Raw genomic sequence first — 26,127 nt, 5'->3', positions numbered from 1 at the left:
GATCCATGGCGATTGGACGGTAATGCTGTGCTCTTTGGAATATCGGTCCTGGAAGCACAGCCAGATCACGCGCGGGATCATTATCGGAGACGCTCCGCGCGTGCAGGGAAATGATATGACTGACCAGTTGATTCTCTCGGTCGAAAATGGCGTGGGCCGCATCCGGCTGAACCGTCCCAAGGCTATCCACGCGCTGACCCCGGAGATGTGCGAGGCGATCAATCAGGCGCTGCTGGAATGGCGCGACGATCCGGCGGTGCTCATGGTCATGATCGACCATGCCGAAGGGCGCGGATTCTGTGCCGGAGGTGACATCGCGCTTATCGCCAATAGCGCAAAAATGGACTGCGCAGCGGCCGAGCATTTCTTCCGCGTCGAATATCGAATGAACCATCTGTTGTTCGTCTACGACAAACCCATCGTTGCCTTCATTGATGGGATTGTGATGGGCGGCGGCGTCGGTCTGTCACTGCCTTGCCGATATCGTGTCGCGACGGAGCGTACGACCTTTGCCATGCCTGAAACCGGGATCGGCCTTTTCCCCGATGTGGGTGGAGGCTGGTTTCTGCCTCGGTTGCCGGGACGGATCGGCACATGGCTTGCCGCGACTGGAGCACGTCTGGATGGTGCGGATTGCGTCGCGATCGGGATTGCGACCCATTATGTCGGATCTGACAGGCTGGATGCGCTCAAGGCTGAAATCCTTACGCATCCCTCTCAAGTTTCAACCATCCTCGATCAAGCAAATGAACTCGCTCCGGAATCCCGGTTGATGGCGCAGCGGGACAGGATCGATCGCCTGTTCGCGAGCGACGCCTTCGAGGATATCCTTGCTGCCCTCCAGGCGGACGGGTCGGATTGGGCGGACAAGCAGTTCGCGGTGCTCGCAACCAAATCGCCGCAAGCGGTCAAGGTCGCCCTGCGTCAATTGGTGGAAGGCGCTGCCTTCACCGACTTTGCGGACAATATGCGGAACGAATATCGCCTGGCCTGCCACATCATTCGCCGTCCCGATTTCGTCGAGGGCGTGCGCGCGGTGATCTTTGACAAGGATAACGCTCCGCAATGGTCCCCGGCCACGCCGGAGGAGGTCGATGACAGGTTGATAGATAGTCTCTTCGCGCCTTTGCCGCAGGACAAGGAATGGACCCCTCTGCCTCAAACGGAAATCTCTCATGACCTATGAAACCATCATCGTCGAACAGCGCGACGCCGTCACACTAATCACGCTCAACCGGCCGCAAGCGCTCAATGCACTCAATAGCCAGGTACTCAAGGATCTTAGCTCTGCATTCGCAGCCTATGATGCCGATCCGGCACAACGGTGCGCGGTGCTGACCGGAAGCGGTGAGAAGGCTTTTGCCGCGGGTGCCGACATCAAGGAGATGGTGGAGAAGCAGGCGGCGGACTTCTTCCTGGAGGATTTCTTTTCTGGCTGGCAAACTGGCGTGGTGGCGACACGCAAGCCGTGGATCGCAGCGGTGCAGGGCTTTGCGCTAGGCGGCGGTTGCGAATTGGCGATGATGGCGGACTTCATCATCGCAGGCGATACGGCAAAATTCGGCCAGCCCGAAATCAAGTTGGGCGTCGCGCCTGGCATGGGCGGTTCTCAGCGCCTGACCCGTGCCGTTGGCAAGGCAAAGGCGATGGAGATGTGCCTGACAGGCCGCATGATGGATGCCGCCGAAGCGGAGCGTTCCGGATTGGTAAGTCGCATCGTGCCTGCCGCGCAGCTACTGGAAGAGGCGTTCAAAACCGCCGCCGCCATCGCGTCGATGCCGCCAATGGCCGCAATGGTGAACAAGGAGATGGTGAGCATCGCCTTTGAAACGGGGCTGGCTCAAGGCATACTGACCGAACGGCGTCTTTTCCAGATTCTTACCGCTACCGAGGACAGAGCAGAAGGCATGAGCGCTTTTGTGGAGAAGCGCGCAGGGGCGTGGCGCGGTCGCTGATCAGGCGATCAGTCGCTGGCTTGTCTGTTGGAGAATTCCCTGGCTCGTGCCAGCCGCAACTTGGTGCGACAGGCACGAGCTTCCGGATAAGGCCGCTTTAGAACCGCGCGGACAGGGAAACGCCCCACGTCCGGCCCGTGATCGGGTTCGCGAACTCGACCAATGAACCCGGACTCTCGCCCGACGTAATGCCATCGTAAGTGGTGTTGTCGGTGACGTTCTTCACGAAGCCCGAAATTTCCAACTTGGTGCCATCGCTGACCGGCAGTTCGTAGCGGATGCCTACATCCATTCGGGCAACAGGCGGGATCGACCCTCGCGGATCGTTCAACGCGTCCGTTTCATATCGTGAAGTATAGTATAGAGCAGCATTCAAGCCAAATTTCCCGGTTCCGGCGTCAATTGCATAGTCGGAAACGAGGCCAGCGGTCCATTTGGGCGTGCGTCGCAGGCGGAGTACCGACAGGTCAGCGTCCCCCTGTCCCAGGTTGCCCCTGAACTCTGAATATTTGGCGTGCAGATAGCCGCCTGTGGCGAGGATCGTCCAGTTCCGAGTGGGCACGAGGGTCAACTCTGCCTCTACCCCCGTATATTTCGCCTTCGCGACATTTAAGGTGCTGGACAAGAGACGCGATCCAACAACCTGGAGAACATTCTCTTGCTTGTTGTCGAGAATATTATGGAATGCCGCGACATTGAAGCGGACACGATGATCGAAGAGCTCACTTTTGAACCCGATTTCAAATGCATCCATCACTTCGGGGTCATAGGGTTGAACGGCTGTTACAATGTTGCCAGTGCGGCCGCTGAAGCCTCCCGTATTGTAGCCTCGGCTGTAGCTCGCATAGGCCAGTATGTCGGGATTGAACTTATACTGGAAGTTGACCTTTGGCGTGAACTTCTGAAAGCTCACCCCAGCGGAGACGTCGCCCACCAGCGGTCCCAGAACGCTCATGTCCCGTACCGTTCCTGGTACGGCCGAATACAGGACATAATGCGTTTTCTTGCGGTCCCAGGTCTGGCGCCCACCGACAGTCAGGCGAAGCTGGTCCGTCAGGTCATAATCGGCCTGAAAGAATAGCGCTGTCGACCGGTTATGTTGGTTGGTGACATAGGCATCCACCGAATTGAGGTAGGCAAAGCCCGGCGGCAGCCAATCGGGCAATCCCGTGGCGATGGGGGGCAAGGCGGCAAGGTCCACCGACAAGTTGGTTTTCTGGGTATATTCATAGTTCATGTAGAAGAAGCCGCCGACGAGATTGAAGGGGCCATTGAAAGATGTTTCGAACCTTAGTTCCTCGGAAAATTGATGCGCCTTCAAATTGCTCTCATTGCGCGCCAAGGCGAAGCGTGTGGAGTCATAGTCTCCGAGCGTATACTCCTTGAACTCGCGAAGGCCGGTCAGGCTGACGAGCCGAACATCATCCGTTGCCTGATATGAAATTTCGCCGGTCAAGGCATTAAGTCGCAGGGAACCGGGGAATGGTCTCGATTCGACAACATTCTTGTCTTTGGTGAGAGGCGTGCAGATCGAAGCCGTATAGGGATTGAGGCAAGGCGAGTTGGCGCCGCCGAAATAACCCGGCACCTTGTAGGTGATCAGATTTGGCGTCAGCAACTGGGAGTAGGGCGGTAAGTCGCTGTCATTTTCCACCCGGTCCAGCGCGAGATACAGGTTGAGCTTGTCCGTTGGCGTAGCGACGAATGCCAATCCGAACGTGCGGACGTCCCGGTCTCCATTGCGTCCACCCGTCACGACATTTCTGAATTGGCCGTTGTTTTTCCGTACCGTGATCGAGCCCTTGACCGCCAACAGGTCATTGACGATCGGAGCCATTATGACGCCTTCATAATCATTTTCGCCAAAGCTGCCGATCGTGAAGCGAACCTTTCCGGTTGCGTCGGCGGCCGGGTCGGGCCGCGAACGTATGACGTTGATGGTGCCGCCCGTCGTGTTCTTGCCATTCAAGACACCCTGCGGGCCGCGAAGCACTTCGATCCGCTCAATATCATAGGCGTCCATGAGCGATCCGCGCTGGAAGGCGATCGGGATGCCATCAACAGTAAAGCCGATGCTGGATTCGAGGCTGGGCAGCACGTCCTGAATGGACATGCCGCGCAAGCTAAGCTGGGGAACGTCCACAGACGCGCCGGATCGGTTGATCGTCAACCCCGGCACCAGTCCGCGCAGTCCGGTCAGGTTATCCAGACGCGCATGTTCCAATGTTTCGCTATTGAAAGCGGAAACAGCAACAGGCACCGATTGCAGTGGCTCGGCACGTTTTTGCGCCGTGACGATAATATCTTGCAGCATTCCCGCGCCTGAAGGCTGGCCCTCCGGCTGCGGGGTTTGCGCGTAGGCCATGGCCGGAAACAGCGGCGCAGAGGCCAATAGCGCCCACTTCCTGACAGACATATTCAATTCCCCTCCAATGCATTTTCCGACATATTCTTCAGGCCTCATTCGAGCCTTTCGGAAATGCTCTCCCAATGCGCCATTTGATGATAGTAGCATACGGTTAGATAGCGAACTGATATGTTCCAACGGCGTCTGGGAAGAGTATATCGGGGCAAACACAGCGATCGGTTGGGAAACGGCCCGCTGCGCCCTTCAATCAGTGGAGTGACCATTGTGCCATCGGATCTGACAACCGCGCAAACAGCTGTTTTCCGGAACCTTGACGTGCCGATGCGGGATGGCGTTTATCTGGCCGCCGACCTCTACCTGCCGATGGCGTCGGGACAGGTGGAGCCGGATGTCGGTTATCCCGTGGTTGTTATCCGCACCCCTTATAACAAGCTGTTTGTGCAGGGTTCGTTCGGCACACCCGCTTATCTGACCCGGCGAGGCTTCGCGGTTCTGGTTCAGGATGTGCGCGGTACGAACGGGTCGGGCGGCGTGTTCGACCCGATGATGAATGAGGGGTGGGGCGAACGACAGGACGGCATCGATACTGTCCGCTGGATCAAGCAGCAAGGTTGGTGCAACGGGAAGGTCGGCACTACTGGCCAGTCCTATATGGGCGGGACCCAACTCCTGCACCTCCAGGCCGAAGGTAATGAGATCGACGCGGCCTTCGTTCAGGTTCCGGCCGTCAACCAGTTCAACAATGGCTGGGTCTACAAGGGAGGCGTGATGGATAGTACGGCCTTGTGCTGGACCATGGGCATGGCCTTCACCGCCGCGGCACGGATGGGCGGAGAGGTGGCCGCAGCGATCAAGGCCGACGCTCGGGCAGCCGGCTTGCCCAGCGGCTTTGCGGCTCCGCAAATGCTAATGGCATCCCCCGACCTGGCTTTCGAGATTGCGCGCGGGCACGCACTGAAGGATGTCCCGATTAACCGGCATATGCCATTCTGGAACGCTTGGCTCGACAACAGGGATAATCCGGAATTCTTCGCCCCGAACGATGCAGCCTCGCGGTTTGACCGGGTGAAAGTGCCGGTCCTGCATTTCACTGGGTGGTACGATCTGTTCAACCGCAATTCGCTGGATGCGTTCGTCAACATCTCTCGTCATGGCGCCACTGAAGCGGCGCGTCAGGGTCAGCGGCTGATCATAGGACCGTGGGGTCACGTCGCGAACGGGATGTTGTGTCATTTCCCCAATGCGCTGGTCGATGACGTCGCCATGATGGGGGCGTGGATGGACCGCCACCTTCTGGGGGGCGCGGGGGAAGGGGACGACCATCGGGTTATGCTGTACGTGATGGGCGAAAATCGTTGGCGGGCCGAGCAGGATTGGCCGCTTCCAGATGCTCGGCCGACGCTGTTCTACTTGCACAGCGATGGTAACGCGAACGGTGCAGAGGGCGGCGGGCTGCTGTCCCCGACTCCTCCGAGCGTGGATGAACCCGTTGACCATTATGTCAGCGATCCTGCTAATCCTGTGCCCTCGCTGGGCGGGCATTCGTTGCACGGTGGCCCCGCGGATCAACGGCCGAATGACCATCGGCCGGACATTCTCGTCTATACCATGGCGACGCTGGAAGAGGATATGGAGGTGACGGGTGCGATCCGGGTCATCCTCCATGGGCAATCGTCGGCGGCGGACTGCGACTGGTTCGTGAAGCTGATCGACGTGTTTCCGGACGGCCGCTCCTATAATCTGGCGAGCGGCATGGTACGTGCGCGCTATCGGAAATCGCGCACGGTTCCGGAAGGGCTGATGCCGGATGCTGTCGAAAGATATGAGATCGAGTTGGCGCCAACCAGCAACCTGTTCAAAAAGGGGCACCGGGTTCGCATCGTCATTTCGAGCAGCGATTATCCGAACAGTGAGGTGAACCCCCAGGATTTCATCGACCTCTCCACTGCTGCTCCAAAAGATTATCGGATAGCGCGCCAGACGATCCATCACGATGCCGCACGCCCCTCGGCGATCGAGTTGCCTGTGGTGCCTGCCGATCGGCCGAGGCAATGGATAGACACGCCCTTCCCCTCGGGTGAGACCGGACGATTTTACACCCGGCCCATACCGGTTGAGGAGGCGCCGCCTATAGAGATGCCATTGTCCCTGCTACCCTATGGCTGACTGGGGATCATTTAGTGGCCAGCGTCGAATGTTCATGCAACGAGGCTGACATCCCCACCTGACAGAGCTTGCAGGTCGGCGATCGCCCGCTGTTCCAGCATGACCGCGTTTTGCTGACGCGCAATGGTCAGCGCCTGTTCCAGGCAACGCCGCGCCTCGCTCTTGTCCGGCCCCCAGCGTGCGTGCAGCTGTCCGGTCAAGCGCCAATATTCCGCTTCCCATATCCGCTCGTCATGTTGGGCCATGAACGTCGCGGACAAACCTGTATGGTGCAGGCCTATTTCGTAATGGCCCATTTCGTCGCAAATATCAGCGGCGAGCAGGTGCAGGCAGGATGTGAGATAATGCTCAGAAAAGGCCTTCGTATGGGCCAGGAGCTGATCCAGATGTGACGGATCACGCGTCGAATGGAACGACGCCCAGGACCGACATGCTCGTCCGAACGGTTGCCAGAACCGGCAAAGCTGCTGCGAGCATAGCTCTTGAAGCCGGTCATTATAGGTGTGGATACGGCCGTAATCCCTTTCGCAAACTGCGTGGAAGAGCAGCCACACAAGTACCAGCGACAAAGTGGCCGGATGACCAAGGGTCTCCGCCATGGCCAGCGCGCGCTCAGCCTCTCGCCTCCCCTGCTCAGGATTGCCGGTGTGCCAATGCACCCAGGAAAGATAGGCCGTAGAGGCCGCACCGGGATCATAGCCGAAGCTGCGGCCGTGTTGCGCGGGATCATAGACATCCACAACGCGCTCGAAGTGCGTTCGGGCTGCAGCAAAGTCTCCCCGGAATGCTGCGCCAGCGCCCAGCAGGCGCCCTCCTTCCGCCTCCAGGCGGGCATTTGGTCCCAGTGAATGAATGAACTGATCGAACTCAATCGCCAATAGGTCGGCATGCTTCCATCGCCCACGGCCCGCCGCCACGGTCCAAAGCCCATGCAGGCTGGCCGCCAGCGCTTCAGGCCGTCCGACCTCCTTCGCCAGCAGGTGCGCGCGTTCGTAAATTTGCTTCAAGTCCGGGGCGTAATAGCCTTCCGCTTCCCGAACAGTAGCGCCCAGCTCCAACATAGCGTCGAGTTCGCGTTCGCTTCGTCCGATACTTGGTGAAATTGATGCAAGGGTTTCTATTGCCGCGCGATAGTTCGCGCTTGCTTCAGCAAGGGCATATCTTTGTGCCGCTGTTCGGCCAGCATCCAGCCAGAAGGATACAGCCTCGTCGAAACGCGCCGCATGGCGCATATGTCCCGCGATTACTTCGGGATGATCGGCTGCGATTTCCGGGAAATAGTCAACCAGGATGTCGGCAGTTCGAGAATGAAGGTCCTGACGATCTGCGTCCATCATCGAGGTGTAGGCCGCGTCGCGGAGCAACGCATGTCGAAAGGCATATCGACCTTTGCCGTTGGAGCGACCGCGCGTCAGAATGCCGGCGGCCAGCAGCTGGTCGATCGCAGCGGCCACCCGCTGATCTTCATCGCCGACCAGAGCCCTCAATATCTCGCCAGGGAAGTCCCGTCCTATTATGGAAGCCACCTGCGCAACCCGGCGTGCAAAGCCCATGCAGCCTAGCTGAGATGCCAGCAAGTCGTTCAGGCTATCGGGCACTGTCGACAGATCGCCTTTCCCAACATTTTGGGCGAGCAGGAGCTTTGTCAGTTCCTCCAGATAGAGCGGCACCCCGTCGGCTTTGTCGATAATCGTGTCCCGGGCCGGGATTGGCAACGCCGCATCCCCCGCAATGCCGTCAATCATCCGGCTGCAATCCTGGCGGGATAATCGGGTGAGGCGAAGAACAGTCACCGGTTGTCCTGGCCCAAACAGCGCCGCGCACCCTGACCTGCCCGTCATTAGCAGGTAGAGCCGTAGATCCTGGCATGCCGACGCGGCAAATCCAATCAGCTCCAGCGTCGTGGGGTCCGCCCAATGTATGTCTTCGACAAGAAGGATAACTGGTCTGCGGTTACATAAGGCAGAAAGGATGGCGATCAGAAGCTGAAGTGTCTTCTCTTTCTTTTCGCTCGCCGATGGGAGGATGCCCTCCTTATTTTCTTCCACATCCGCCTGAGCGAGCAATGTTTGCAGAAGCGCCCTGTTGATCGGCCCGTCCAAACCGACTCTCTTAAGAAATCGACCCGGTACGGCGTTTGATGGATCGTTTCCTGCCATCAACCGGCGGAAGATTTGGATAACGGGATAAAGAGCGCTGTTGCTGTGGTGCGCAGAGCATTGCAGGCGAATGTGATAGCCCCTTGGCCGCAGCCGTTTGATCAATGCTTCGGACAAACAGGATTTGCCGATTCCCGCTTCGCCCTCGACGATGACGGATTGTCCCTCTCCGGCGGAAGCCAGGAGCCAACGGTTGCGTAGCAGGTCCAATTCAGCACCCCGGCCGATGATGTCGGCCGACGGAGCGTCTTGCTTCGCAAGAAAGCATGTTGTCGATCTGGGGCTCAGCAGCCGCCAAAGAAGAATCTGGTGCCCATCCTCGCTTTCGATTGCTCCAGCCGGGATTGTTTCAAATGCGGTGCGCGAATGTCGGCGGGTCTCTTCTGAAACGAGAATTGCGTTAGATGGCGTGTGATCGATTATCTGTAGGGCAATGGCGGGTACGTCACCCAATATCAGCGGCTGTTCCAGGCAAGGCCGTGAGAGAACCTTGCCTGTATCAATGGCCACACGGACCTCACAATTGTCTCCATGTTCACGCCGCGCATAGGCAATGATTTCCGTTGCCGCCGTCATCGCCCGTCCCGAAGCATCTTCCAGCGAGGTGGGCCAGCCGAAATAAACGGTCAGCCGAGCCGTTGCGCTGTTCTCCATGACGCCGCCCACTTGCGTCACGGTCGAGGAAAAATATGCGTGGAAGCGGTCGAATTCTTCAAGGAACTCAGCCGTCAGTTGGGAAATGGCTTTTAGCCGGAAAGAGCAGGATAAGACCGTTACCCTGCGCAGTTCCATATGCGAAGGCAAATCCGGGGCGGAGGCCTTTGCAGGAGCGTCATCGTCTCGCTCAACAATCTCCGATTGTTCCGTCTTGCGTTGGAAGCTTGGGACATATCCTCCCTTGGGAATGACAATCAGAATGGTGTCGGATTGACCATGGTTGATCTGATAGCTTGTCAGCAGGCGGCGGAGGCGCCCTGCCTCCACCCGGACAGTCGCGCTGGTGCCGGGATCAAAATCCTGAGGCTTGTCGAAAACACCAAGCGCAATACTATATTCCTTCAGCAGCGATCCTCGCCCTGCGAACATCTCCTCGCAGAGATAGCGTAAAAATCGCTGCATACGGGGGCTGCGTTCAAAGACGGGGCTCATCAACACTTGATTTAGATGCGCCTGCATCTCCTGTGCACCAGGAGGAGGAACGCTGCGCGCGTCAAGGGATGATCGCCTCATCGTCACCGTTGCCTCTCCGTCATTTGTCGCGTTATCGATCCTTGCCCGGCTCAGGAACATTGCCTGACTTTAGTCGCAACGCAACGGAAAGGTGAGGCGGTTCGCGGGCCAATGCCTAACGGTAGCATACTTGCAGAGGCGACGCTGTCCGGGACAATCAGGTCGCTTATGTAACCTGTCGCTGCGGAACAGCAGCCCGTGTCGGAAAGGAATATGCCAGTGGCCCTGAGGGGATGTGGAAAGTGAGTGCTCTCAGCTACGTCCGGGGTAGAACGGATCCCCCGCTTCTGGATTTGACGATAGGACAGGCTCTGGCGGACGCTGCCGCTCGGTGGGGTGATCGCGATGCCTTGGTTTCGGTGGAACAGAATATCCGCTGGACCTATGATGATCTACTTGCTCTTGCCGATAAGCTGGCTGCTGGACTGTTGGAGCTCGGCCTGCAGCCGGGGGATCGCATCGGCATCTGGTCGCCTAACTGCGCGGAATGGACCTTGACGCAGTTCGCAGCCGCCCGAGCCGGTCTGATTCTGGTGACCATCAACCCCGCCTATCGATTGTCGGAAGTCGAGTATACGATCAACAATGTCGGCCTGAGGGCACTGATTGCCGCCGAACGGTTCAAGACCAGTGCCTATGCCGACATGATCCAGACGCTGGCTCCGGAGCTGCCCGGCTGCATGCCGGGGCGATTGGAAGCAAAGCGGCTGCCGACGCTCAAAGCGGCCATCCTTATCAGTGAACAGCCGCGTCCGGGATGGCTGCGCTTTGACGACCTGCTATCGTCGGCTCCGTCTCTGGATCATCTGCGTTCAATCGAGCCGCAAATTCGGGCGGAGGACGCGGTGAACATTCAGTTCACCAGCGGCACTACAGGTTTGCCGAAAGGCGCTACGCTCAGCCATCGTGGCATCCTTAACAATGGCTATTTTGTCGGCAGCGCCATGGGCCTGACCCCCGGCGACCGCATCTGCATACCTGTGCCGCTGTACCATTGTTTCGGGATGGTCATGGGCAACCTGGCCGCCATCACGCATGGATCGGCCATGATCTATCCCTCGAGCGCGTTCGATCCCGCGGCGGTGCTGCGTACGGTGGCGGAAGAACGCTGTACCGCCCTATATGGGGTTCCGACGATGTTCATTGCGGTCCTGGCGCGGCTCGATACGGATGCCACCGATACATCGTCTTTGCGTACGGGATGCATGGCCGGGGCGCTTTGTCCGGAGCCATTGATGCGGGACGTTGTTGATCGCCTCAACATGCGAAATGTGACGATCGCCTATGGGATGACGGAGACCAGTCCGGTCAGTTTCCAGACCATGCCCGGAGATTCGATCGAACGTCGAACCACGACCATCGGCCAGGTCCAACCGCACCTCGAATGCAAGATCGTCGATGCCGACGGCGTGATCGTCCCGCGCGGAACGCCGGGCGAATTATGTACGAGAGGCTATTCCGTCATGATGGGATATTGGAACGATCCCGTACAGACGGCCGCCGCCGTTGATTCAGACGGATGGATGCACAGCGGCGACCTGGCTGTCCTGGACGAGGCTGGCTATGGGAGCATCGTAGGCCGGATAAAGGACATGATCATTCGTGGGGGGGAGAATATATATCCCCGCGAGATCGAGGATTTTCTGCGGGGGCACCCCGCCGTCGAGGATGTCTCCGTCGTGGGCGTGCCGGACGATCATATGGGGGAGGAAGTCTGTGCGTGGATAACATTACGCGCCGACGAAAAACTGGCCGAAGATGAGGTCAGGGCATTTTGTGTGAACCAGATATCCCACTATAAAATACCCCGGTTCATACGGATCGTTGACGCGTTTCCGACCACGGTGACAGGAAAGGTGCAGAAGTATCTGATCCGTCAGTCCATGGTGGAGGAATTTGAGGGGCAAAGCTAAGGCAAGGCAGTCGTTTCGATGCTTGCCCCCGATGGCAGGATGGGAGCCCTCGTCGCGGAATCGAGGGCTCATTGGGGTGTTGAAAAAGAGAGCTTCAGAGCTTCTGGTTCAACTCCGGCACGACCTTGAACAGGTCGCCCACCAGGCCGATGTCCGCGACCTGGAAGATCGGCGCATCCTCATCCTTGTTGATGGCGATGATGGTCTTGGAATCCTTCATGCCCGCCAGATGCTGGATCGCGCCGGAAATACCGACAGCGATATAGACCTCCGGCGCCACGATCTTACCAGTCTGCCCAACCTGATAGTCGTTCGGCACATAGCCCGCGTCGACCGCAGCACGGCTCGCGCCGACCGCTGCGCCCAGCTTGTCCGCCAGCGGATAGATGACCTCCTCAAAGGTCGGCCCATCCTTCAGCGCACGACCACCCGACACGATGATCTTGGCAGACGTCAGTTCCGGACGCTCCTGCTTGGCGATCTCGGCGCCGACGAAACTCGACAGCCCCTTGTCGCCGGTCGAGGCCACAGCCTCCACCGCACCCGAACCACCCTCGCGCGCCGCCTTCTCAAAAGCGGTGCCGCGCACGGTGATGACCTTCTTGGCATCCTTCGACTTGACGGTCGCGATCGCGTTGCCCGCATAGATGGGGCGCGTGAAGGTGTCTTCGCTCTCGACCGACAGGATGTCGCTGATCTGCATGACGTCCAGCAGAGCCGCGACGCGCGGTGCGATATTCTTGCCGTTGCTGGTGGCGGGCGCGACGAACGCGTCATGGCTGCCCATCAGCTCGACGATCAGCGGCGCGACATTTTCCGCCAGCGCATGGCCGAAGGCCGCGTCATCGGCGACATGGACCTTGCCCACGCCAGCGATCTTCGCAGCAGCTTCACCCACGCCACCGACGCCTGCGCCAGCGACCAGCAGATGCACTTCACCCAGCTTTGCAGCAGCGGTGACCGCGGAAAGGGTCGCGTCCTTGACGGCGCCGCCCTCATGTTCAACCCAGACAAGCGTCTTCATGCTGCAACTCCCAGAGCCTTGAGCTTCGCGACCAGTTCATCGACATCGGCAACCTTGACGCCAGCCGAACGCTTGGCGGGCTCGGTGACCTTCAGCGTCTCCAGGCGCGGCGCGATATCGACACCATAGTCGGCAGGCGTCTTGGTGCTAAGCGGCTTGCTCTTCGCCTTCATGATGTTCGGCAGCGACGCATAGCGCGGCTCATTCAAACGCAGGTCGGTGGTGACGATCGCGGGGACGTTGAGCTTCACCGTCTCCAGGCCGCCATCGACTTCACGGGTCACGCTGACCTTGTCGCCCTCAACTTCGACCTTCGAGGCGAAGGTGCCCTGCGGCAGGTTCAGCAGAGCCGCCAGCATCTGGCCGGTCTGGTTGCTGTCGTCGTCGATCGCCTGCTTGCCCAGGATGATCAGGCCAGCGCCTTCCTCTTCCTGCACCTTGGCGAGCAGCTTGGCCACGCCCAGCGGTTCGACTTCGTCATCGGTCTGGATCAGGATCGCGCGGTCCGCACCCATGGCCAGCGCCGTGCGCAGCGTTTCCTGCGCCTTGGCAACGCCGATCGACACCGCCACAACCTCGGTCGCCACGCCCTTTTCCTTAAGGCGGATGGCTTCCTCGACCGCGATCTCGTCGAACGGGTTCATGCTCATCTTGACGTTCGCCAGATCAACGCCCGTCCCATCCGCCTTCACCCGAGGCTTCACATTATAGTCAATGACCCGCTTCACGGGCACAAGGATCTTCATGCATCTCTCCATAAGTATGCAAGCATACGGTGATATATAACGCGAATCTCCTGCCGTAAAGCCGACTGCGTCAAATAAGACCCTTGCGTAACGTAATCTAGCGAACTAAATGAGTCTTCGGCTGAATATGGCCGTCACGGTGAGCGACGGCAGGCGGCAGGGTGCCGCGTCCTTGAGCAGGTGAGGTGAATGACTCAACTCGGCATTTCGCGCTATGGCGCCTATGTTCCCCGGCTTCGGCTGGATCGTTCCTTGATAGCGGAAGCGCATGGTTGGATGGCGCCGGGCCTTCGTGGGCAGGCCAAAGGCAGCAGGGCGTTCCCCAGTTGGGATGAAGACGCCATCACCATGGGCGTCGAAGCTGCCCGCGATGCCCTGGCTGATACGAGCCTCGATAGCGTAAAGGCCGTACGGCTGGCATCGACCAGCCTGCCTTATGCCGACCTTCAGAATTCGGCGATCATGGCGCGGGCGATCGGTGCCCCGGCAAGCGTTGCTACGTCGGACGCCGCTGGCTCACAGCGGGCAGGAACATCTGCCCTGCTACAGGCGCTCAAGGGCGCGGAAGCGACGCTTGTGGTGGCATCCGATAATCCCTTTGCAAAGCCTGCCAGCGCTCAGGAAATGAGCTTTGGCGCAGGGGCGGCCGCCTTTGTGATTTCAGACCGTGACGTGGTGGCGCGGTTGATCGGATCAGCGTCTCTCACCGAAGTTTTCGTCGATCATTTCCGGTCGGCGAACGCCCAGAGCGATTATGGTTGGGAAGAACGGTGGGTCCGCGACGAAGGTTACGCGAAGATTGTGCCGCAAGCTGTCAGGGCGGCGCTGGATCAGGCGCAACTCACCATCGGCGACATTCAGCATTTCGTCATGCCCTCCTATCTGAAGGGTGCGGCGGACATGGTGGCCAAGGCGCTGAAGTTTGGAGGCGCTGTGGCCGGGGCATTGGACGACGGCGTAGGCTATGCGGGTGCCGCCCATGCGCTGCTGATGTTCTCGGCGACGTTGGAAAAGTCCCAGCCGGGCGACCGGATATTGCTGATCGGCTTCGGTCAGGGCGCTGATGTCCTCATATTCCAGGCGACAGAGGCAATCGCATCAGCCCGCCCGGCGCGGGGCGTCGCGGGCTCCATCGCGGATGCCTTGCGGACGGACAGCTATCTGAGAATGCTGTCATTCTACGGTGGGATCGACAATGAATGGGGCATGCGTTCGGAGAAGAGCGCCAAGACGGCTCTGACCGAGCAGTATCGCTCTGCCGCCCAGCTCGAAGGTTTCAACGCCGGGAAGTGCGGCAATTGCGGCGCGGTTCAGTTCCCCCAGATGCAATATTGCGTGCAATGTCACGCGCCGGGGGAGCAGTTCACTGACGTTCCCTTGCGGAACAAGGCTGCGGAAGTCCTGACATCGACCGCCGACTGGCTGTCCTATCATCCTTCACCACCGCTGTGGGTCGGCTTTGTGAAGTTCGACAATGGCGCGCGCGTCCTGATGGAGATGGTGGATATCGGCCCGGATGGGATCGACACCGGGGATCAGGTCCGCATGGTCTTTCGCATCAAGGAGAAGGACCGCCAGCGGGGATATAACCGCTACTTCTGGAAATCGACGCCGCTGAGCGCGGCCTGAGGAGTTCGCGACATGGCGACGGGTATCAAGGATAAGGTGGCCCTTCTGGGGATGGGCTGCTCCAAATTCGGCGAACGATGGGACATGGGGTCGCCAGATCTGATGAAGGAGGCGTTCGAGGAAGCGCTCGCCGATGCTGGGATTATGCGCAACCAGATCGAGGCGGCATGGTTCGGTTGCTGGGGCGATAGCGTCAATGTCGGCAACAGCTCCATTCCCGCCGCGATGGCGCTGCGTCTGGAAGGCATTCCCGTGAGCCGCGTCGAAAATATGTGCGCGACCGGAACCGAAGCGCTGCGCGGAGCCGCTTATGCCGTCGCATCGGGCGCGGTGGATATCGCGCTCGCGATCGGCTCGGAAAAACTGAAGGACACGGGCTTTGGCGGCCTGCCTCCGGCCTTCAAGGGGACGTTCAATGACCTGTGGATGCCAATGGGGTCCGCGCCCGCAGGCTTTGCTCAGCTCGCGCCCTATTACCGGGCGAAATATGGCACGAGCAAGGAAGATTTGAAGCGCGCCATCAGCCATGTGTCGTGGAAGAGCCACCAGAATGGCGTGCACAGTCCCAAAGCACATTTCCGTGAGGCAGTGTCGATGGAAACCATCATGAACGCGCCGATGATCTCCGATCCGCTTGGACTGTTCGACTGTTCGGGCGTGTCGGACGGTTCGGCCTGCGCGATCGTGACGACGCCGGAAATTGCGCGCGCGATGGGCAAGAAGGATCTGGTGACGATCAAGTCGCTCCAGCTTTCAACCAGTTCAGGCCGGGAAACGCAGACCAACGACTGGGACGGCAGCTATGTCGCCAATACCCGCAACGCTGCGGCCCGCGCTTACAAGGAGGCGGGAATTACCGATCCAAAATCGCAGGTCAGCCTGAGCGAGGTGCATGACTGTTTTTCGATCACCGAAATGGTGACGATGGAGGATCTGGGCTTTTCCGACGACGGTCGCGCCGTGTTCGACATATTGGACGGCCGCTACGACCGCGACGGCGCGATACCGTGCCAGATCGATGGGGGCCTCAAATGCTTCGGCCACCCGATCGGCGCTTCGGGCCTGCGCATGGCCTATGAAGTCTACAGCCAGTTGCTGGGTCGGGCCGGGGAGCGGCAGCTTTCCAGCCCGTCCATCGGACTGACGCATAATCTGGGCGGTGTTCCCTATCAGGGCATCGCCGCCATCTCTATCCTGGGAATTGCGTGATGCCTGGAGTCTGGTTTGACGAGCTTGAAGTGGGCATGCTGTTCGAGCACCCCATCCGCCGCACAATCACCGAAACGGACAATGTCTTGTTTTCGTGCATGACCCATAATCCGGCGCTGCTGCACCTGGATGAGGAATATATGAAGGGCACGCCCTTCGGGCAGCGGCTGGTCAATTCGGCCTTCACGCTGGGACTGATGGTCGGCATTTCGGTCGGGGACACGACGCTGGGCACGGCGGTCGCGAACCTTGGCTGGGACGAGGTGCGCTTCCCGAACCCGCTGTTCCATGGGGACACCATCCACGTCACGAGCGAGGTTATCGATCTGCGCGAGTCAAAGTCGCGGCCCGAAGCCGGTATCGTCACATTCCTGCACAAGGCCTATAATCAAAAGGATGAACTGGTGGCATCGTGCAAGCGATCCGGCCTCCAGCTCAAAAGGCCTGCGTCATGACGCTACCGATCCGATCTTTCCTCTTCATCCCCGGCGACAGCGAGAAGAAGCTGGGTAAGGTGGACGGCGTCGCTGCCGATGCGTTCATCCTCGATCTGGAAGATGCCGTCGCCGTCGCGCGCAAGCCAGTGGCGCGGGAGATGGTTCCGGCCTTTATCAAGGAACGTCCACGCGCTGGACGAAAGTCGCAGCTTTGGGTCCGCGTCAATCCGCTCGACACGCCCTGGACGCTGGAGGACCTTGCCGCGATCGTGCCCGCCGGGCCCGACGGCATCATGCTGCCCAAGGTCAACGGGCCAGAGGATGTGGCCCAGGTCAGCCATTATCTGAGCGCGCTGGAAGCGGCGTCTGGTGTCGAACAGGGTTCGATCCGCATCCTGCCGGTAGCGACCGAAACCGCAGTCTCCCCGTTCCGGCTGGGTGATTATGCGGCGGCGGGCCTGACTCGGCTTTACGGGCTGACATGGGGCGCCGAGGATCTGAGTTCAGCTATCGGCGCGAGCGGCAATACCGACGGGACCGGCGAATGGACCCACACTTACAAGATGGTGCGTTCGCTCTGCCTGCTCGGCGCGCATGCTGCGGGCGGCGAAGCGGTGGACACGCTCTACGTCGATTTTCGCGATCCGGACGGTCTGCGCGCCTCGTGCAAGGCCGCGCGGGCAGAAGGCTTTTCCGGCCGCGTGGCGATACACCCGGCGCAGGTGGACATCATCAACGAGAGCTTTTCGCCATCAGCTGACGAGGTGGATTTCGCCCGGCGGGTGATCGACCTGTTCGCCGCCAACCCTGACGCCGGAACCTTGGGGCTTGACGGCAAGATGCTGGATATCCCTCACCTGAAGCAGGCGGAAAGAACATTGGCAATGCACGAGGCGCGCCGTGGCTGAAGCACAGCATCCTGTCGAAGGCGGACGCGGCATTTTTTCCGCCGAGCATGAACAGTTTCGCGAAACAGTCGCCCGCTTTGTGGATGAGGAACTGGTTCCCAACCATCATCAGTGGGAAAAGGACGAAGTCGTCCCCCGCGAGATATGGAAGCGGGCGGGCGAGGTGGGCATCCTTTGCCCCAACATTCCCGAGGAATATGGCGGCTTCGGCGCGGACTGGCTCTACAATGTCGTCGTCATCGAGGAACTGGCGAAGAAGGGGATCACTGGCCCCGGCTTCATGGTGCATTCGGAAATGGTCGCGCCCTATATCCTGACGGCAGGCACCGAGGAATTGAAGCGCGAGGTCCTGCCCCGCATGGTCGCGGGCGAGTATATCGGCGCACTTGGATTGACCGAGCCGGGTGCTGGTTCAGACGTAAAGGAAGTCCGCACCCGAGCCATTCGCGAGGGCGATGGTTATGTGCTGAATGGGCAGAAGGTCTATATTTCCAACGGGCAACTCGCCGACATCATGGTCTGCGCGTGCAAGACCGATCCGGCGGCGGGCGCCAAGGGCGTCAGTCTGATCGCGATCGACACGCATCAAGCGGGCTTCAAGCGTGGGCGCAATCTTGAGAAGATCGGCCTCAAAGCGCAGGATACGTCGGAAATTTTCCTGGAGGACGCGCGCGCGGAATCCTGGCGGCTTCTGGGCCGCGAGGGCGGCGGCTTCGGGATCATGATGGGGAAGCTGGCGCAGGAAAGGCTGACGCAGGCGGTGCGCAGCATCTGCGTCGCGGAAGCCGCGCTGGAATGGACCGTCGCCTACACCGCCGAACGCAAGATGTTCGGCCAGACGTTGGCGGATTTCCAGAATACGCAATTCGTGCTCGCGGAATTGTCGGCCGAAATCCTCTCGGCGCGGACTTTCACCGATTGGTGCATCAAGCGCTTCCTTGCAGGAGAGTTGACCGGCGTCGAAGCGGCGAAGGTGAAACTGGTGGTCACCAACCTGCATGTGAAGGTCGTCGATCAATGCCTGCAATTTTTCGGCGGCTATGGCTATATGACCGAATATCCGATCGCGCGGGCCTATATCGACGCCCGCATCGTTCGCATCGCTGGCGGCGCGGCGGAGGTGATGAAACAGATTATCGGCCGCGACCTGTTCGGCAAATGAAGGCGGTTGCCAGATCATAGTTGGTCAGCATAGAGAGGCTATCAGACATCATACGCCTGCTGATCATCGGGTTCGCTATCATACGCTATTGCAATAGAGGGCGAATTATAGATCATCGGACGAAGATGATGCACCGGAATTGCCTTTTAACTGGATGGTGAGAATGACGAACACGCTGAAAGCTGCCGCACCGAAAAAGAAGGCGCCGAAACGGCCTTCAGCGAAACAGTTCACGTTCGGCTATCTGGTTCATGACGTATCGCGTATCCGGCGCACCGTGATGGACTTGCTGATGCGGCCTTACGGGATCACCCGGTCGCAATGGTCGGTGCTCAGCACCTTGTCGCGAGCCGGCAATGACGGGATGATGCAGGTCGATCTCGCCCGGCTGATGGAAGTGGGCAAGGTGACCGTCGGTGGCTTGATAGATCGGCTTGAAGCGTCGGGCCATGTCGAACGCCGGGCAGATGCCAACGACCGCCGGGCCAAGCGCGTGTTCATCACCGAAAAGGGGTTCGATGTGATCGGCCTCATGATCGAACTGGCCGCGACGATGAACCGCCGCATCCTGGAAGGCGTTTCGGACGCCGACAGGGGAGTGTGTGAGGAAGTGCTGCTTCAGGTGAAGCAGAATTTGAAGGATGTCCTGCGCGAGCAGGGTGGTTCGAGCCTGATCGAGGGCGAAGACTGACATCAGCGACGGGAAGGCTGGAATCTCATGTTTTTCATCGTTCTGGCCGCCGACAAACCGGAAGCCCTGCCGCTTCGGCTGGAGCATCGGCAGCGCCATCTGGATTATTGGCTGGAACAGGGCGCTGCGGTGAAAGTCGCTGGGGCCATGTTGGATGGCGACAAACCGGACTCAAGCCCTCAAGGCAGTTCCTTCCTGTTGGAGGCCGAAGATGAAGCCGCAGTCCGCGCGCTGCTCGCGGGCGACCCTTTCACCAAGGAAGGTGTGTTCACGGGCAATTTCGTCATTCAGCCGGTGCGGCCTGCCATAGGCGAGTGGCGGCCCGACTGAACGCGAGCGCAGTCCCAGAAGCCCGCTAATCCTCGCCAATATAGACCAGCGTCTTGGGCGCGTTGCTATCCGCAAAAAGCGCCTCAAGGGCTCCGCTGACCCGGTCGATACCGGGTTCGACATGGTCGTGAAACTTCAGGTCGCCGTTCAGCACCATGTCGCTCAGCTTTTCCACGGCTTCGGGAAAACGGGCGACATGATCGAAGATGACGAAGCCACCGCAAAGAAGCGCGCGCATCAATATCTCGCGTTCGTTGCGAAGGCCGGTGGGCGGAGGATTCCAACTGGGCGTGGCGGCGGTGCCGCAATGCACGATCCGCCCGTGCCTTGCCATGGCGCGGATTGCCGTGTCCAGGATGGAGCCTCCGGTATTGTCGAAATAGATATTGAAGCCGTCCGGGCGAGCCTCGGCAAGGGTGGTCGCCAGATCGACCGACTTGTAATTATAGGCGACGTCATAGCCATAGTCTCGAACGCAGCTTTCCACCTTTTCATCGCTGCCGGTCAGGCCGACGACGAACGCACCGGCGCGCTGTCCGATCTGGCCCACGACACTGCCCACCGTACCAGCCGCCGTTGATACAAGCATGGCCGCGCCCTCATAGGGTGGCGCGATGTCTTGCAAGGCGAGCCATGCCGTCACGCCGGGCATGCCAAGTACCCCGGCATAGGCGGAAAGCGGCGCGCGCGGATGGGGGATATGCGACAACAGGTCGCCGCGTGTCGCGACCTTATAATCCTGCCAACCGAAAAAGCCGTAGACCACATCGCCTGATCGAATGCCGTCATCGCGGCTTTCCACGACCACGCCGACCGCAAGGGCGCGCATCGGCTCACCCAGTGGCGTGAGGGCTTCGTTGGCAGCCCAACCGCGCTGTACCGGGTCCGCCGCAAGATAGAGGTTGCGCACCAGAAACTGGCCCTCGTCGGGCGATGCAATGCTGACGTCCTTGCGGGCGAAGTCGGCAGCGATTGGGCTGGCCGCCGGACGGCGCGCAAGGATGACCTGCCGGTTCGTCAGGCGGGTGCTGAACGGAGGAATGAAGTCCGGCACGCAAGCTCCATATCAGGCGTCAGTAACTCGTATGCCTGCAATCTATATCCCCGTGCCAAAGGTTGTCAAATAAGATATAATGCGTATGGTATGATAACACACCATATAACGCCACTGGGCTGTTGGGTGGTCTTGAAACGCCATTGGAGGGATGACGCTTGGACATTGAGAAAATCAGGAACCTGACGATTGAGCCCATCGTCCAATCCTATGACAAACGCGACACGATCCTCCATGCGCTGGGGCTGGGCTATGGTCTGGACCCGCTTGATGAGGCAGAGTTGCCGTTCGTCTACGAAAAAGACCTGCGTTCCCTACCCTGCTTTGCCAACATTCTCTGCCATCCCGGCTTCTGGGCGCAGCGGCCGGAATTCGGCATCGACTGGGTGAAAATTCTGCACGCCGAGCAGGATTTGACGATGCACAAGCCGCTGCCCGCGACGGGCACCATAAGGGGCGAATATCGCGTGGCGGGGGTCGAGGACAAAGGTGAAGGGCGCGGCGCGCTGCTCCATCAGGAAAAGGCGCTGTATGATACGGCTACGGGGGATCATCTGGCGACCGTGCGATCGACACTGTTCATGCGCGGCAATGGCGGGGAGGGCGGTTTCGGCAATGCGATACCGGCGGCGGACCCGGTGCCCGAAGGAAAGCCCGATGCGGTGGTGGAAATTGCTACCCGCCCGGGACAGGCCCTGATCTATCGTTTGAGCGGGGACTGGAATCCACTGCATGCCGAGCCTGCGATTGCGCGAAAGGCGGGGTTTGACCGGCCGATCCTGCATGGCTTGTGTACCAAGGGCTTGGCCAATCGCGCGGTGCTGGCGCATTATTGCGACAATGACGTGGCGCGCTTCAAGGGCATGTTCGTCCGCTTCAGCAAGCCGGTCATGCCGGGCGAGACGATCCGCTTTGAATTTTACGAGCAGGGCGGCGGCCAGCTGCGTTTCCGCGCCGTCGCGGCCGAAAGGGATGTGGTGGTACTCGACCGCTGCTCAGCGCAGGTGAGCGACGCATAAGGGGCAGGAGCGGCGCACACGGATATATCTCCGTGCGCGCCGACGCCCGGCTTATTCCCCGCTCAGGAATTGCTTGCGGATCAGCCCGCGCTGCACCTTCCCCGACGCTGTGCGGGGAAGCGCAACGCCTAGTTCGATCCGGCGCGGAATCTTGTAAGCGGCCAGCGACTGCCGCGCGAAGGCAATGAGGTCTTCGGCATTGAGCGCATGACCTGGGCGAACTTCCACCGCCGCGGTCACGCCTTCGCCCCATTTGGGATGGGGCAATCCGAACACGGCGCAGTCCATCACGGCCGGATGATCGCGCAGCACGGCCTCGACCTCGGCGGGATAGACATTCTCCCCGCCCGAAACGATCATGTCCTTGATCCGGTCTGTGAGGAACAGATAACCGTCCTTGTCCAGCCTCCCCCCGTCACCCGATCGATACCAGCCGTCGATCAGCGCTTCCGACGTTGCCTTGGGATTGTTCCAATATTCGATCAGCAGGCTGGGCGACTTGACCCAGATTTCCCCTGGCTGGTCCACGGGCAGAAGTTGGCCTTCCGCATCGCGGATTGCAACGCTGAAACCGGGCAAGGGCCGTCCCACCGACCGGAGCAGATGAGCGCGATGGATGTCATGTTCTTGCGGCCCAAGGATCGACATCGTCCCGGTGTTTTCGGTCATGCCGTAATATTGCAGGAAGTGGCAGGAGAAGCGATCGACCGATCGTTCGAGCAGGCCGGGGTCCATCGACGCGGCGCCATAATGAATGCCGCGCAGCGTCGGCACGCGAACATTGCGCGCGTCCATCTCCCCTATCAGCCCGCGCACCAGCGTCGGCACGATGAAAGTGCGGGTAACGCCAAATTCCAGGCAAGCGTCCAATATGGTGGCAGGCGCGGTGTCCGCGATGACGTGGACGGTCGCACCGCGCACCAAGGCTGTGCAGACCCATGACATCCCGCCGATGTGAAATGTTGGGAGGGGTGAAAGCAGGACCTCGTCATCGCCCCAGTCGGCGAAATAGCCCGATACATTTTCGACATGGCGATGGATGCCGAACGCATATTGAGACGTGACGACACCCTTGGGCCGCCCGGTAGTGCCGCTGGTGTAGAGTTGCAGGCAGGGTGCGTGCGGGTCCAACGGCGAGCGAGGCGTTGGCTGTGCCGCTGCGATCCGGCTTCGCAGACCTTGCGGCCCTTCTTCATCCACGACGAGTGTCGGAAGGCCTTGGCGGTCCGCTTCCTTGAGAAGGGGAAGAAACTCGGCATCCGCAATGATCAGGCTCGCGTCGCTGTCTTCCAGCACATAGGCTGTTTCCGGGGCCGTATTGCGCCAGTTGATCGGCACCAGGACCGCGCCAGCGCGAATGGCCCCGATCAATATCAGAAAGAAGAGATCGTTATTCTTGCCGAGATAAGCGAGTCGGCCACCCTGCCTGACGCCATGCTCCGCAAGCAACGTGACCACCGCATCGCACCCCCGGTCCAGCTGGGCATAAGTCCAGCTATGATCGCCGAAGATGATGGCTGGCTTGCCGGGCGAAATGGCGGCGGCGACATTAGGATAATCGGACGGCAGGATAAGGCCGCTATCGTCGAGCGGTGGCCCTTCCGCGAGCGCTAGACCCTCCGCCAGCAGCCCGCCGATCGCTTCGCCGTCAGAATGCGACATCGTCTCCACCCTTTGTCTGCATCAGGGCGCGAGCCTCGTCCGGCGTGGCCACGGTCAGGCTGAGTTCTTCCAGCACGCGGCGGATCTTGGCTACCTGTTCGGCGTTGGACGTCGCCAGCTTGCCCCGGCCAGCATAGAGGCTGTCCTCCAGTCCGACGCGCACCGACCCGCCCAGCAGCGCGGACAAGGTGACGAGCCGCATCTGGTGCTTTCCGGCGGCAAGAGCGGAAAAGATGAAATCCTCGCCGAACAGCCTGTCCGCCGTCGTCTTCATATGCATGACATTTTCCGGGTCCGGCCCGATGCCGCCCAATATGCCGAACACGCCCTGAATGAAGAAGGGCGGCTCCACCATCTTGCGGTCGACGAAATGGGCGAGATTGTAGAGATGCGCGACGTCATAACATTCGAACTCGAACCGGGTGCCCTGGTCCGACAATTGCGTCATCGCCTGCTCGATCTGGGCGAAGGTATTCGACAGGATGAAGTCTTTGGTCATTTCCAGATAGGGCAGTTCCCAATCATATTGCCAATCCGAAATCTTGGCCCCGGCTCCGGAAATATTGAAGTTCACCGATCCCATGTTCATTGAACAGACTTCGGGTCGGAACATCTTCGCGGGCGCCAGCCGGTCAGCCAGGCTCATGCCCAGACCGCCGCCGGTGGTGATGTTGACTATGGCGTCGGTCGATTGCTTGATCCGCGGGAGAAACTGCCGGAAGAGTTCCGGGTCTTGAGACGGCTGCCCGGTTTCGGGATTGCGGGCATGCAGATGAACCATCGCGGCGCCTGCTTCTGCCGCCGCGATCGCCTCGGCGGCGATCTGGTCGGCGGTGATCGGCAGATGGGGGGTCATGCTCGGCGTATGGATCGACCCCGTGACGGCGCAGGTGATGATGACCTTATCGGTGCGTTTCATATATGTTTCGGCTTTGCGCCGCCTCTCCAGAGAAAACAGTTCCTATCAATAATTCGTCAGATAATCTCGCCCAGTACAGTTCCCACGGGATAGGTTTCCCCGATTTCCTTGAAAATCTTCAGCGTGCCCGATGCGGGTGCTTCCACTTCCTGTGTGGACTTGTCGCTTTCCAGGGCAAATAGCGGCTCTCCGGCCGTCACTGCCCCACCATCGGCCACGAGCCATTCGGACAGCAGCCCTTCATTCATCGAAAAGCCGAGCTTGGGCAGCAGGATTTCAGTCGACATGATATTTTCTCCTTGGGCGGCGCTAATGTGACGCCGAAGATGATCGATCTAACATGGTGGCGAATGAACGACGTCCGCGCCCATCCGCATATTTATCTTTCAGACGGAGCACCCCGATGCGCTGAAAGCAGGATAGTCCGTGTAACCTCGTTCCTCACCGACATAGGCATAGTCGAAATTCGCTTCCGCAAGCGGAAGGCCGCGCCTTATCCGGGCGACGAGGTCAGGATTGGCGATGTAGGGACGGCCAAAGGAAATGGCGTCCGCCTTACCCTTGGCGATTGCGTCGCCAGCAGCGGGGCCGTCGAAGCTGCCATTCTGAATGATCGTCCCTGAAAAGACGGCGCGCAACCGTTCGATGACCGGGTAATCCGGCTTCTCCATGAAGCCGGACGCGATGGGCTCGATCAGGTGGATATAGGCAAGCCCGCTCTGCTGCGCGATGCGGCCGATCGCCTCTGTCAAAGCGCCCGGATCGGCATCGCCCATGCCCTTGCGTTCGCTGGTGGGACTGACGCGAAGGCCCACTCGGGCAGGATCGACCTCCGCCGTCACCGCGTCGATCACCTCCCGCAACAGCCTGACGCGGTTTTCTACACTGCCGCCATAGCCATCCTGCCGATGGTTGCTTTTCGATTGCAGGAACTGGTCGATGACATAGCCGTTGGCCCCGTGAATTTCGACGCCATCGAAGCCCGCGATCTTCGCGTTTCTTGCTCCCCGGCCGTAGGCGGCGACAAGCTGGCCGATATCGGCCTGCGTCATTTCGCGTGGTACGACATAAGGCTTCATCGGCAGGAACCCGCCCTGATAGTCTTCAGGAGGCGGCGCCATCGTTTCGCCTTCCCCGGCGAGGGGTGATGGAGCAATCGGCTGCTGCCCACCGATATAATCCGGCAGCACCAACCGGCCCATGTGCCAAAGCTGGCAATAGATGCGCCCGCCCGCCGCATGGACACGCTCCGTGACGGCTTTCCAGGCCGTGGTCATCTCATCCGACCAAATGCCCGGAGCACGATACCAGCCCATGCCGAGCGGATCGACCGCAGTCGCTTCGGAAATGATGAGGCCCGCGTCCGCCCGCTGGGCGTAATATTCGCCTTGAAGCGGGGTGGGCACGTGCCGGTCGTCCGCGCGGGCACGGGTCAGGGGCGCCATGACCACCCGGTTCGGGATTTCGAGCGACCCAATCGTCAGCGGTTCAAACAAAGCGTCCAGAGACATTGCGATATTCCTGCGAGCTTACCCATCCAAAGAGG

The 26,127-nt window shown here is 60.0% G+C and carries 21 protein-coding genes; 12 read left to right on the top strand and 9 right to left on the bottom strand.

Annotated features, from left to right (window positions below; all coding sequences use genetic code 11):
* Positions 1 to 115: 115 nt before the first annotated feature.
* Positions 116 to 1,186 carry an enoyl-CoA hydratase/isomerase family protein gene (locus ACZ5YV_RS15390; RefSeq protein ID WP_464789264.1) on the top strand — a complete coding sequence of 357 codons (1,071 nt, stop codon included), beginning with the start codon at positions 116 to 118 and terminating at the stop codon, positions 1,184 to 1,186.
* Positions 1,176 to 1,955, top strand: coding sequence for an enoyl-CoA hydratase-related protein (locus tag ACZ5YV_RS15385; protein WP_464789263.1), 780 nt, complete (start codon positions 1,176 to 1,178; stop codon positions 1,953 to 1,955). Before ACZ5YV_RS15390 ends, ACZ5YV_RS15385 begins: the two co-directional genes overlap by 11 nt.
* 97 nt (positions 1,956 to 2,052) lie before the next feature.
* On the opposite strand, the gene ACZ5YV_RS15380 is transcribed toward ACZ5YV_RS15385, so the two are convergent.
* Complete coding sequence (locus tag ACZ5YV_RS15380) at positions 2,053 to 4,371, bottom strand: TonB-dependent receptor (RefSeq protein WP_464789262.1); 2,319 nt, start codon at positions 4,369 to 4,371, stop codon at positions 2,053 to 2,055.
* A 273-nt stretch (positions 4,372 to 4,644) separates the two neighbouring features.
* Here ACZ5YV_RS15380 and ACZ5YV_RS15375 point away from each other — a divergent pair, with 273 nt between their 5' ends.
* Entirely contained in the window at positions 4,645 to 6,489 is a 1,845-nt protein-coding gene (locus tag ACZ5YV_RS15375) for a CocE/NonD family hydrolase (RefSeq protein WP_464789921.1), read from the top strand.
* A gap of 32 nt (positions 6,490 to 6,521) precedes the next feature.
* Here ACZ5YV_RS15375 and ACZ5YV_RS15370 read toward each other — a convergent pair whose 3' ends face one another.
* Positions 6,522 to 9,734, bottom strand: coding sequence for an ATP-binding protein (locus ACZ5YV_RS15370; RefSeq protein ID WP_464789261.1), 3,213 nt, complete (start codon positions 9,732 to 9,734; stop codon positions 6,522 to 6,524).
* A gap of 377 nt (positions 9,735 to 10,111) precedes the next feature.
* Here ACZ5YV_RS15370 and ACZ5YV_RS15365 point away from each other — a divergent pair, with 377 nt between their 5' ends.
* Positions 10,112 to 11,791, top strand: a complete 1,680-nt coding sequence (locus ACZ5YV_RS15365; protein WP_464789260.1) for an AMP-binding protein — start codon at positions 10,112 to 10,114, stop codon at positions 11,789 to 11,791.
* Positions 11,792 to 11,885: 94 nt separating this feature from the next.
* Here the strand turns inward: ACZ5YV_RS15365 and ACZ5YV_RS15360 are convergent, their stop codons facing one another.
* Both ACZ5YV_RS15360 and ACZ5YV_RS15355 read right to left on the bottom strand, forming a co-directional pair.
* On the bottom strand, positions 11,886 to 12,815 hold the full coding sequence (locus ACZ5YV_RS15360; RefSeq protein ID WP_464789259.1) for an electron transfer flavoprotein subunit alpha/FixB family protein: 930 nt from the start codon (positions 12,813 to 12,815) through the stop codon (positions 11,886 to 11,888).
* Entirely contained in the window at positions 12,812 to 13,561 is a 750-nt protein-coding gene (locus ACZ5YV_RS15355; RefSeq protein WP_464789258.1) for an electron transfer flavoprotein subunit beta/FixA family protein, read from the bottom strand. Before ACZ5YV_RS15355 ends, ACZ5YV_RS15360 begins: the two co-directional genes overlap by 4 nt.
* Before the next feature lie 189 nt (positions 13,562 to 13,750).
* Here ACZ5YV_RS15355 and ACZ5YV_RS15350 point away from each other — a divergent pair, with 189 nt between their 5' ends.
* The 7 genes from ACZ5YV_RS15350 to ACZ5YV_RS15320 all read left to right on the top strand — a co-directional run bounded on the left by ACZ5YV_RS15350 (position 13,751) and on the right by ACZ5YV_RS15320 (position 19,927).
* Positions 13,751 to 15,190 (top strand): 3-oxoacyl-[acyl-carrier-protein] synthase III C-terminal domain-containing protein, encoded by a 1,440-nt coding sequence (locus ACZ5YV_RS15350; RefSeq protein WP_464789257.1) that lies wholly within the window; start codon positions 13,751 to 13,753, stop codon positions 15,188 to 15,190.
* A gap of 12 nt (positions 15,191 to 15,202) precedes the next feature.
* Positions 15,203 to 16,399: an acetyl-CoA acetyltransferase gene (locus ACZ5YV_RS15345; RefSeq protein ID WP_464789256.1), complete on the top strand. Its 1,197-nt coding sequence runs from the start codon at positions 15,203 to 15,205 to the stop codon at positions 16,397 to 16,399.
* Positions 16,399 to 16,854: a MaoC family dehydratase gene (locus ACZ5YV_RS15340; protein WP_464789255.1), complete on the top strand. Its 456-nt coding sequence runs from the start codon at positions 16,399 to 16,401 to the stop codon at positions 16,852 to 16,854. The genes ACZ5YV_RS15345 and ACZ5YV_RS15340 overlap by 1 nt, the downstream gene beginning before the upstream one ends.
* Positions 16,851 to 17,744, top strand: a complete 894-nt coding sequence (locus tag ACZ5YV_RS15335; protein ID WP_464789254.1) for an HpcH/HpaI aldolase/citrate lyase family protein — start codon at positions 16,851 to 16,853, stop codon at positions 17,742 to 17,744. The genes ACZ5YV_RS15340 and ACZ5YV_RS15335 overlap by 4 nt, the downstream gene beginning before the upstream one ends.
* On the top strand, positions 17,737 to 18,906 hold the full coding sequence (locus ACZ5YV_RS15330; RefSeq protein WP_464789253.1) for an acyl-CoA dehydrogenase family protein: 1,170 nt from the start codon (positions 17,737 to 17,739) through the stop codon (positions 18,904 to 18,906). The genes ACZ5YV_RS15335 and ACZ5YV_RS15330 overlap by 8 nt, the downstream gene beginning before the upstream one ends.
* A gap of 163 nt (positions 18,907 to 19,069) precedes the next feature.
* Positions 19,070 to 19,597 (top strand): MarR family winged helix-turn-helix transcriptional regulator, encoded by a 528-nt coding sequence (locus ACZ5YV_RS15325; RefSeq protein ID WP_464789252.1) that lies wholly within the window; start codon positions 19,070 to 19,072, stop codon positions 19,595 to 19,597.
* Between the two features lie 27 nt (positions 19,598 to 19,624).
* Positions 19,625 to 19,927 carry a YciI family protein gene (locus ACZ5YV_RS15320; protein ID WP_464789251.1) on the top strand — a complete coding sequence of 101 codons (303 nt, stop codon included), beginning with the start codon at positions 19,625 to 19,627 and terminating at the stop codon, positions 19,925 to 19,927.
* A 25-nt stretch (positions 19,928 to 19,952) separates the two neighbouring features.
* Here ACZ5YV_RS15320 and ACZ5YV_RS15315 read toward each other — a convergent pair whose 3' ends face one another.
* Positions 19,953 to 20,981 (bottom strand): zinc-binding dehydrogenase, encoded by a 1,029-nt coding sequence (locus ACZ5YV_RS15315; protein ID WP_464789250.1) that lies wholly within the window; start codon positions 20,979 to 20,981, stop codon positions 19,953 to 19,955.
* Positions 20,982 to 21,139: 158 nt separating this feature from the next.
* Between ACZ5YV_RS15315 and ACZ5YV_RS15310 the strand changes: the two genes are divergently transcribed.
* Positions 21,140 to 22,000 carry a MaoC/PaaZ C-terminal domain-containing protein gene (locus ACZ5YV_RS15310; protein ID WP_464789249.1) on the top strand — a complete coding sequence of 287 codons (861 nt, stop codon included), beginning with the start codon at positions 21,140 to 21,142 and terminating at the stop codon, positions 21,998 to 22,000.
* A gap of 51 nt (positions 22,001 to 22,051) precedes the next feature.
* On the opposite strand, the gene ACZ5YV_RS15305 is transcribed toward ACZ5YV_RS15310, so the two are convergent.
* The 4 genes from ACZ5YV_RS15305 to ACZ5YV_RS15290 all read right to left on the bottom strand — a co-directional run bounded on the left by ACZ5YV_RS15305 (position 22,052) and on the right by ACZ5YV_RS15290 (position 26,092).
* Positions 22,052 to 23,662 (bottom strand): class I adenylate-forming enzyme family protein, encoded by a 1,611-nt coding sequence (locus tag ACZ5YV_RS15305; protein ID WP_464789248.1) that lies wholly within the window; start codon positions 23,660 to 23,662, stop codon positions 22,052 to 22,054.
* On the bottom strand, positions 23,649 to 24,581 hold the full coding sequence (gene kce, locus ACZ5YV_RS15300) for a 3,5-dioxohexanoate:acetyl-CoA acetone transferase (protein ID WP_196227088.1): 933 nt from the start codon (positions 24,579 to 24,581) through the stop codon (positions 23,649 to 23,651). The genes ACZ5YV_RS15305 and kce overlap by 14 nt, the downstream gene beginning before the upstream one ends.
* Before the next feature lie 56 nt (positions 24,582 to 24,637).
* Positions 24,638 to 24,868, bottom strand: coding sequence for a biotin/lipoyl-containing protein (locus ACZ5YV_RS15295; protein ID WP_196227089.1), 231 nt, complete (start codon positions 24,866 to 24,868; stop codon positions 24,638 to 24,640).
* 99 nt (positions 24,869 to 24,967) lie between these two features.
* Positions 24,968 to 26,092 carry an alkene reductase gene (locus ACZ5YV_RS15290; protein WP_464789247.1) on the bottom strand — a complete coding sequence of 375 codons (1,125 nt, stop codon included), beginning with the start codon at positions 26,090 to 26,092 and terminating at the stop codon, positions 24,968 to 24,970.
* Between the last annotated feature and the right edge of the window lie 35 nt (positions 26,093 to 26,127).

Source organism: Sphingobium sp. TomTYG46 (genome assembly GCF_055396345.1).
Note: the sequence above shows the minus strand (reverse complement) of the source record. Positions and strands in the feature narration are given on the sequence as shown.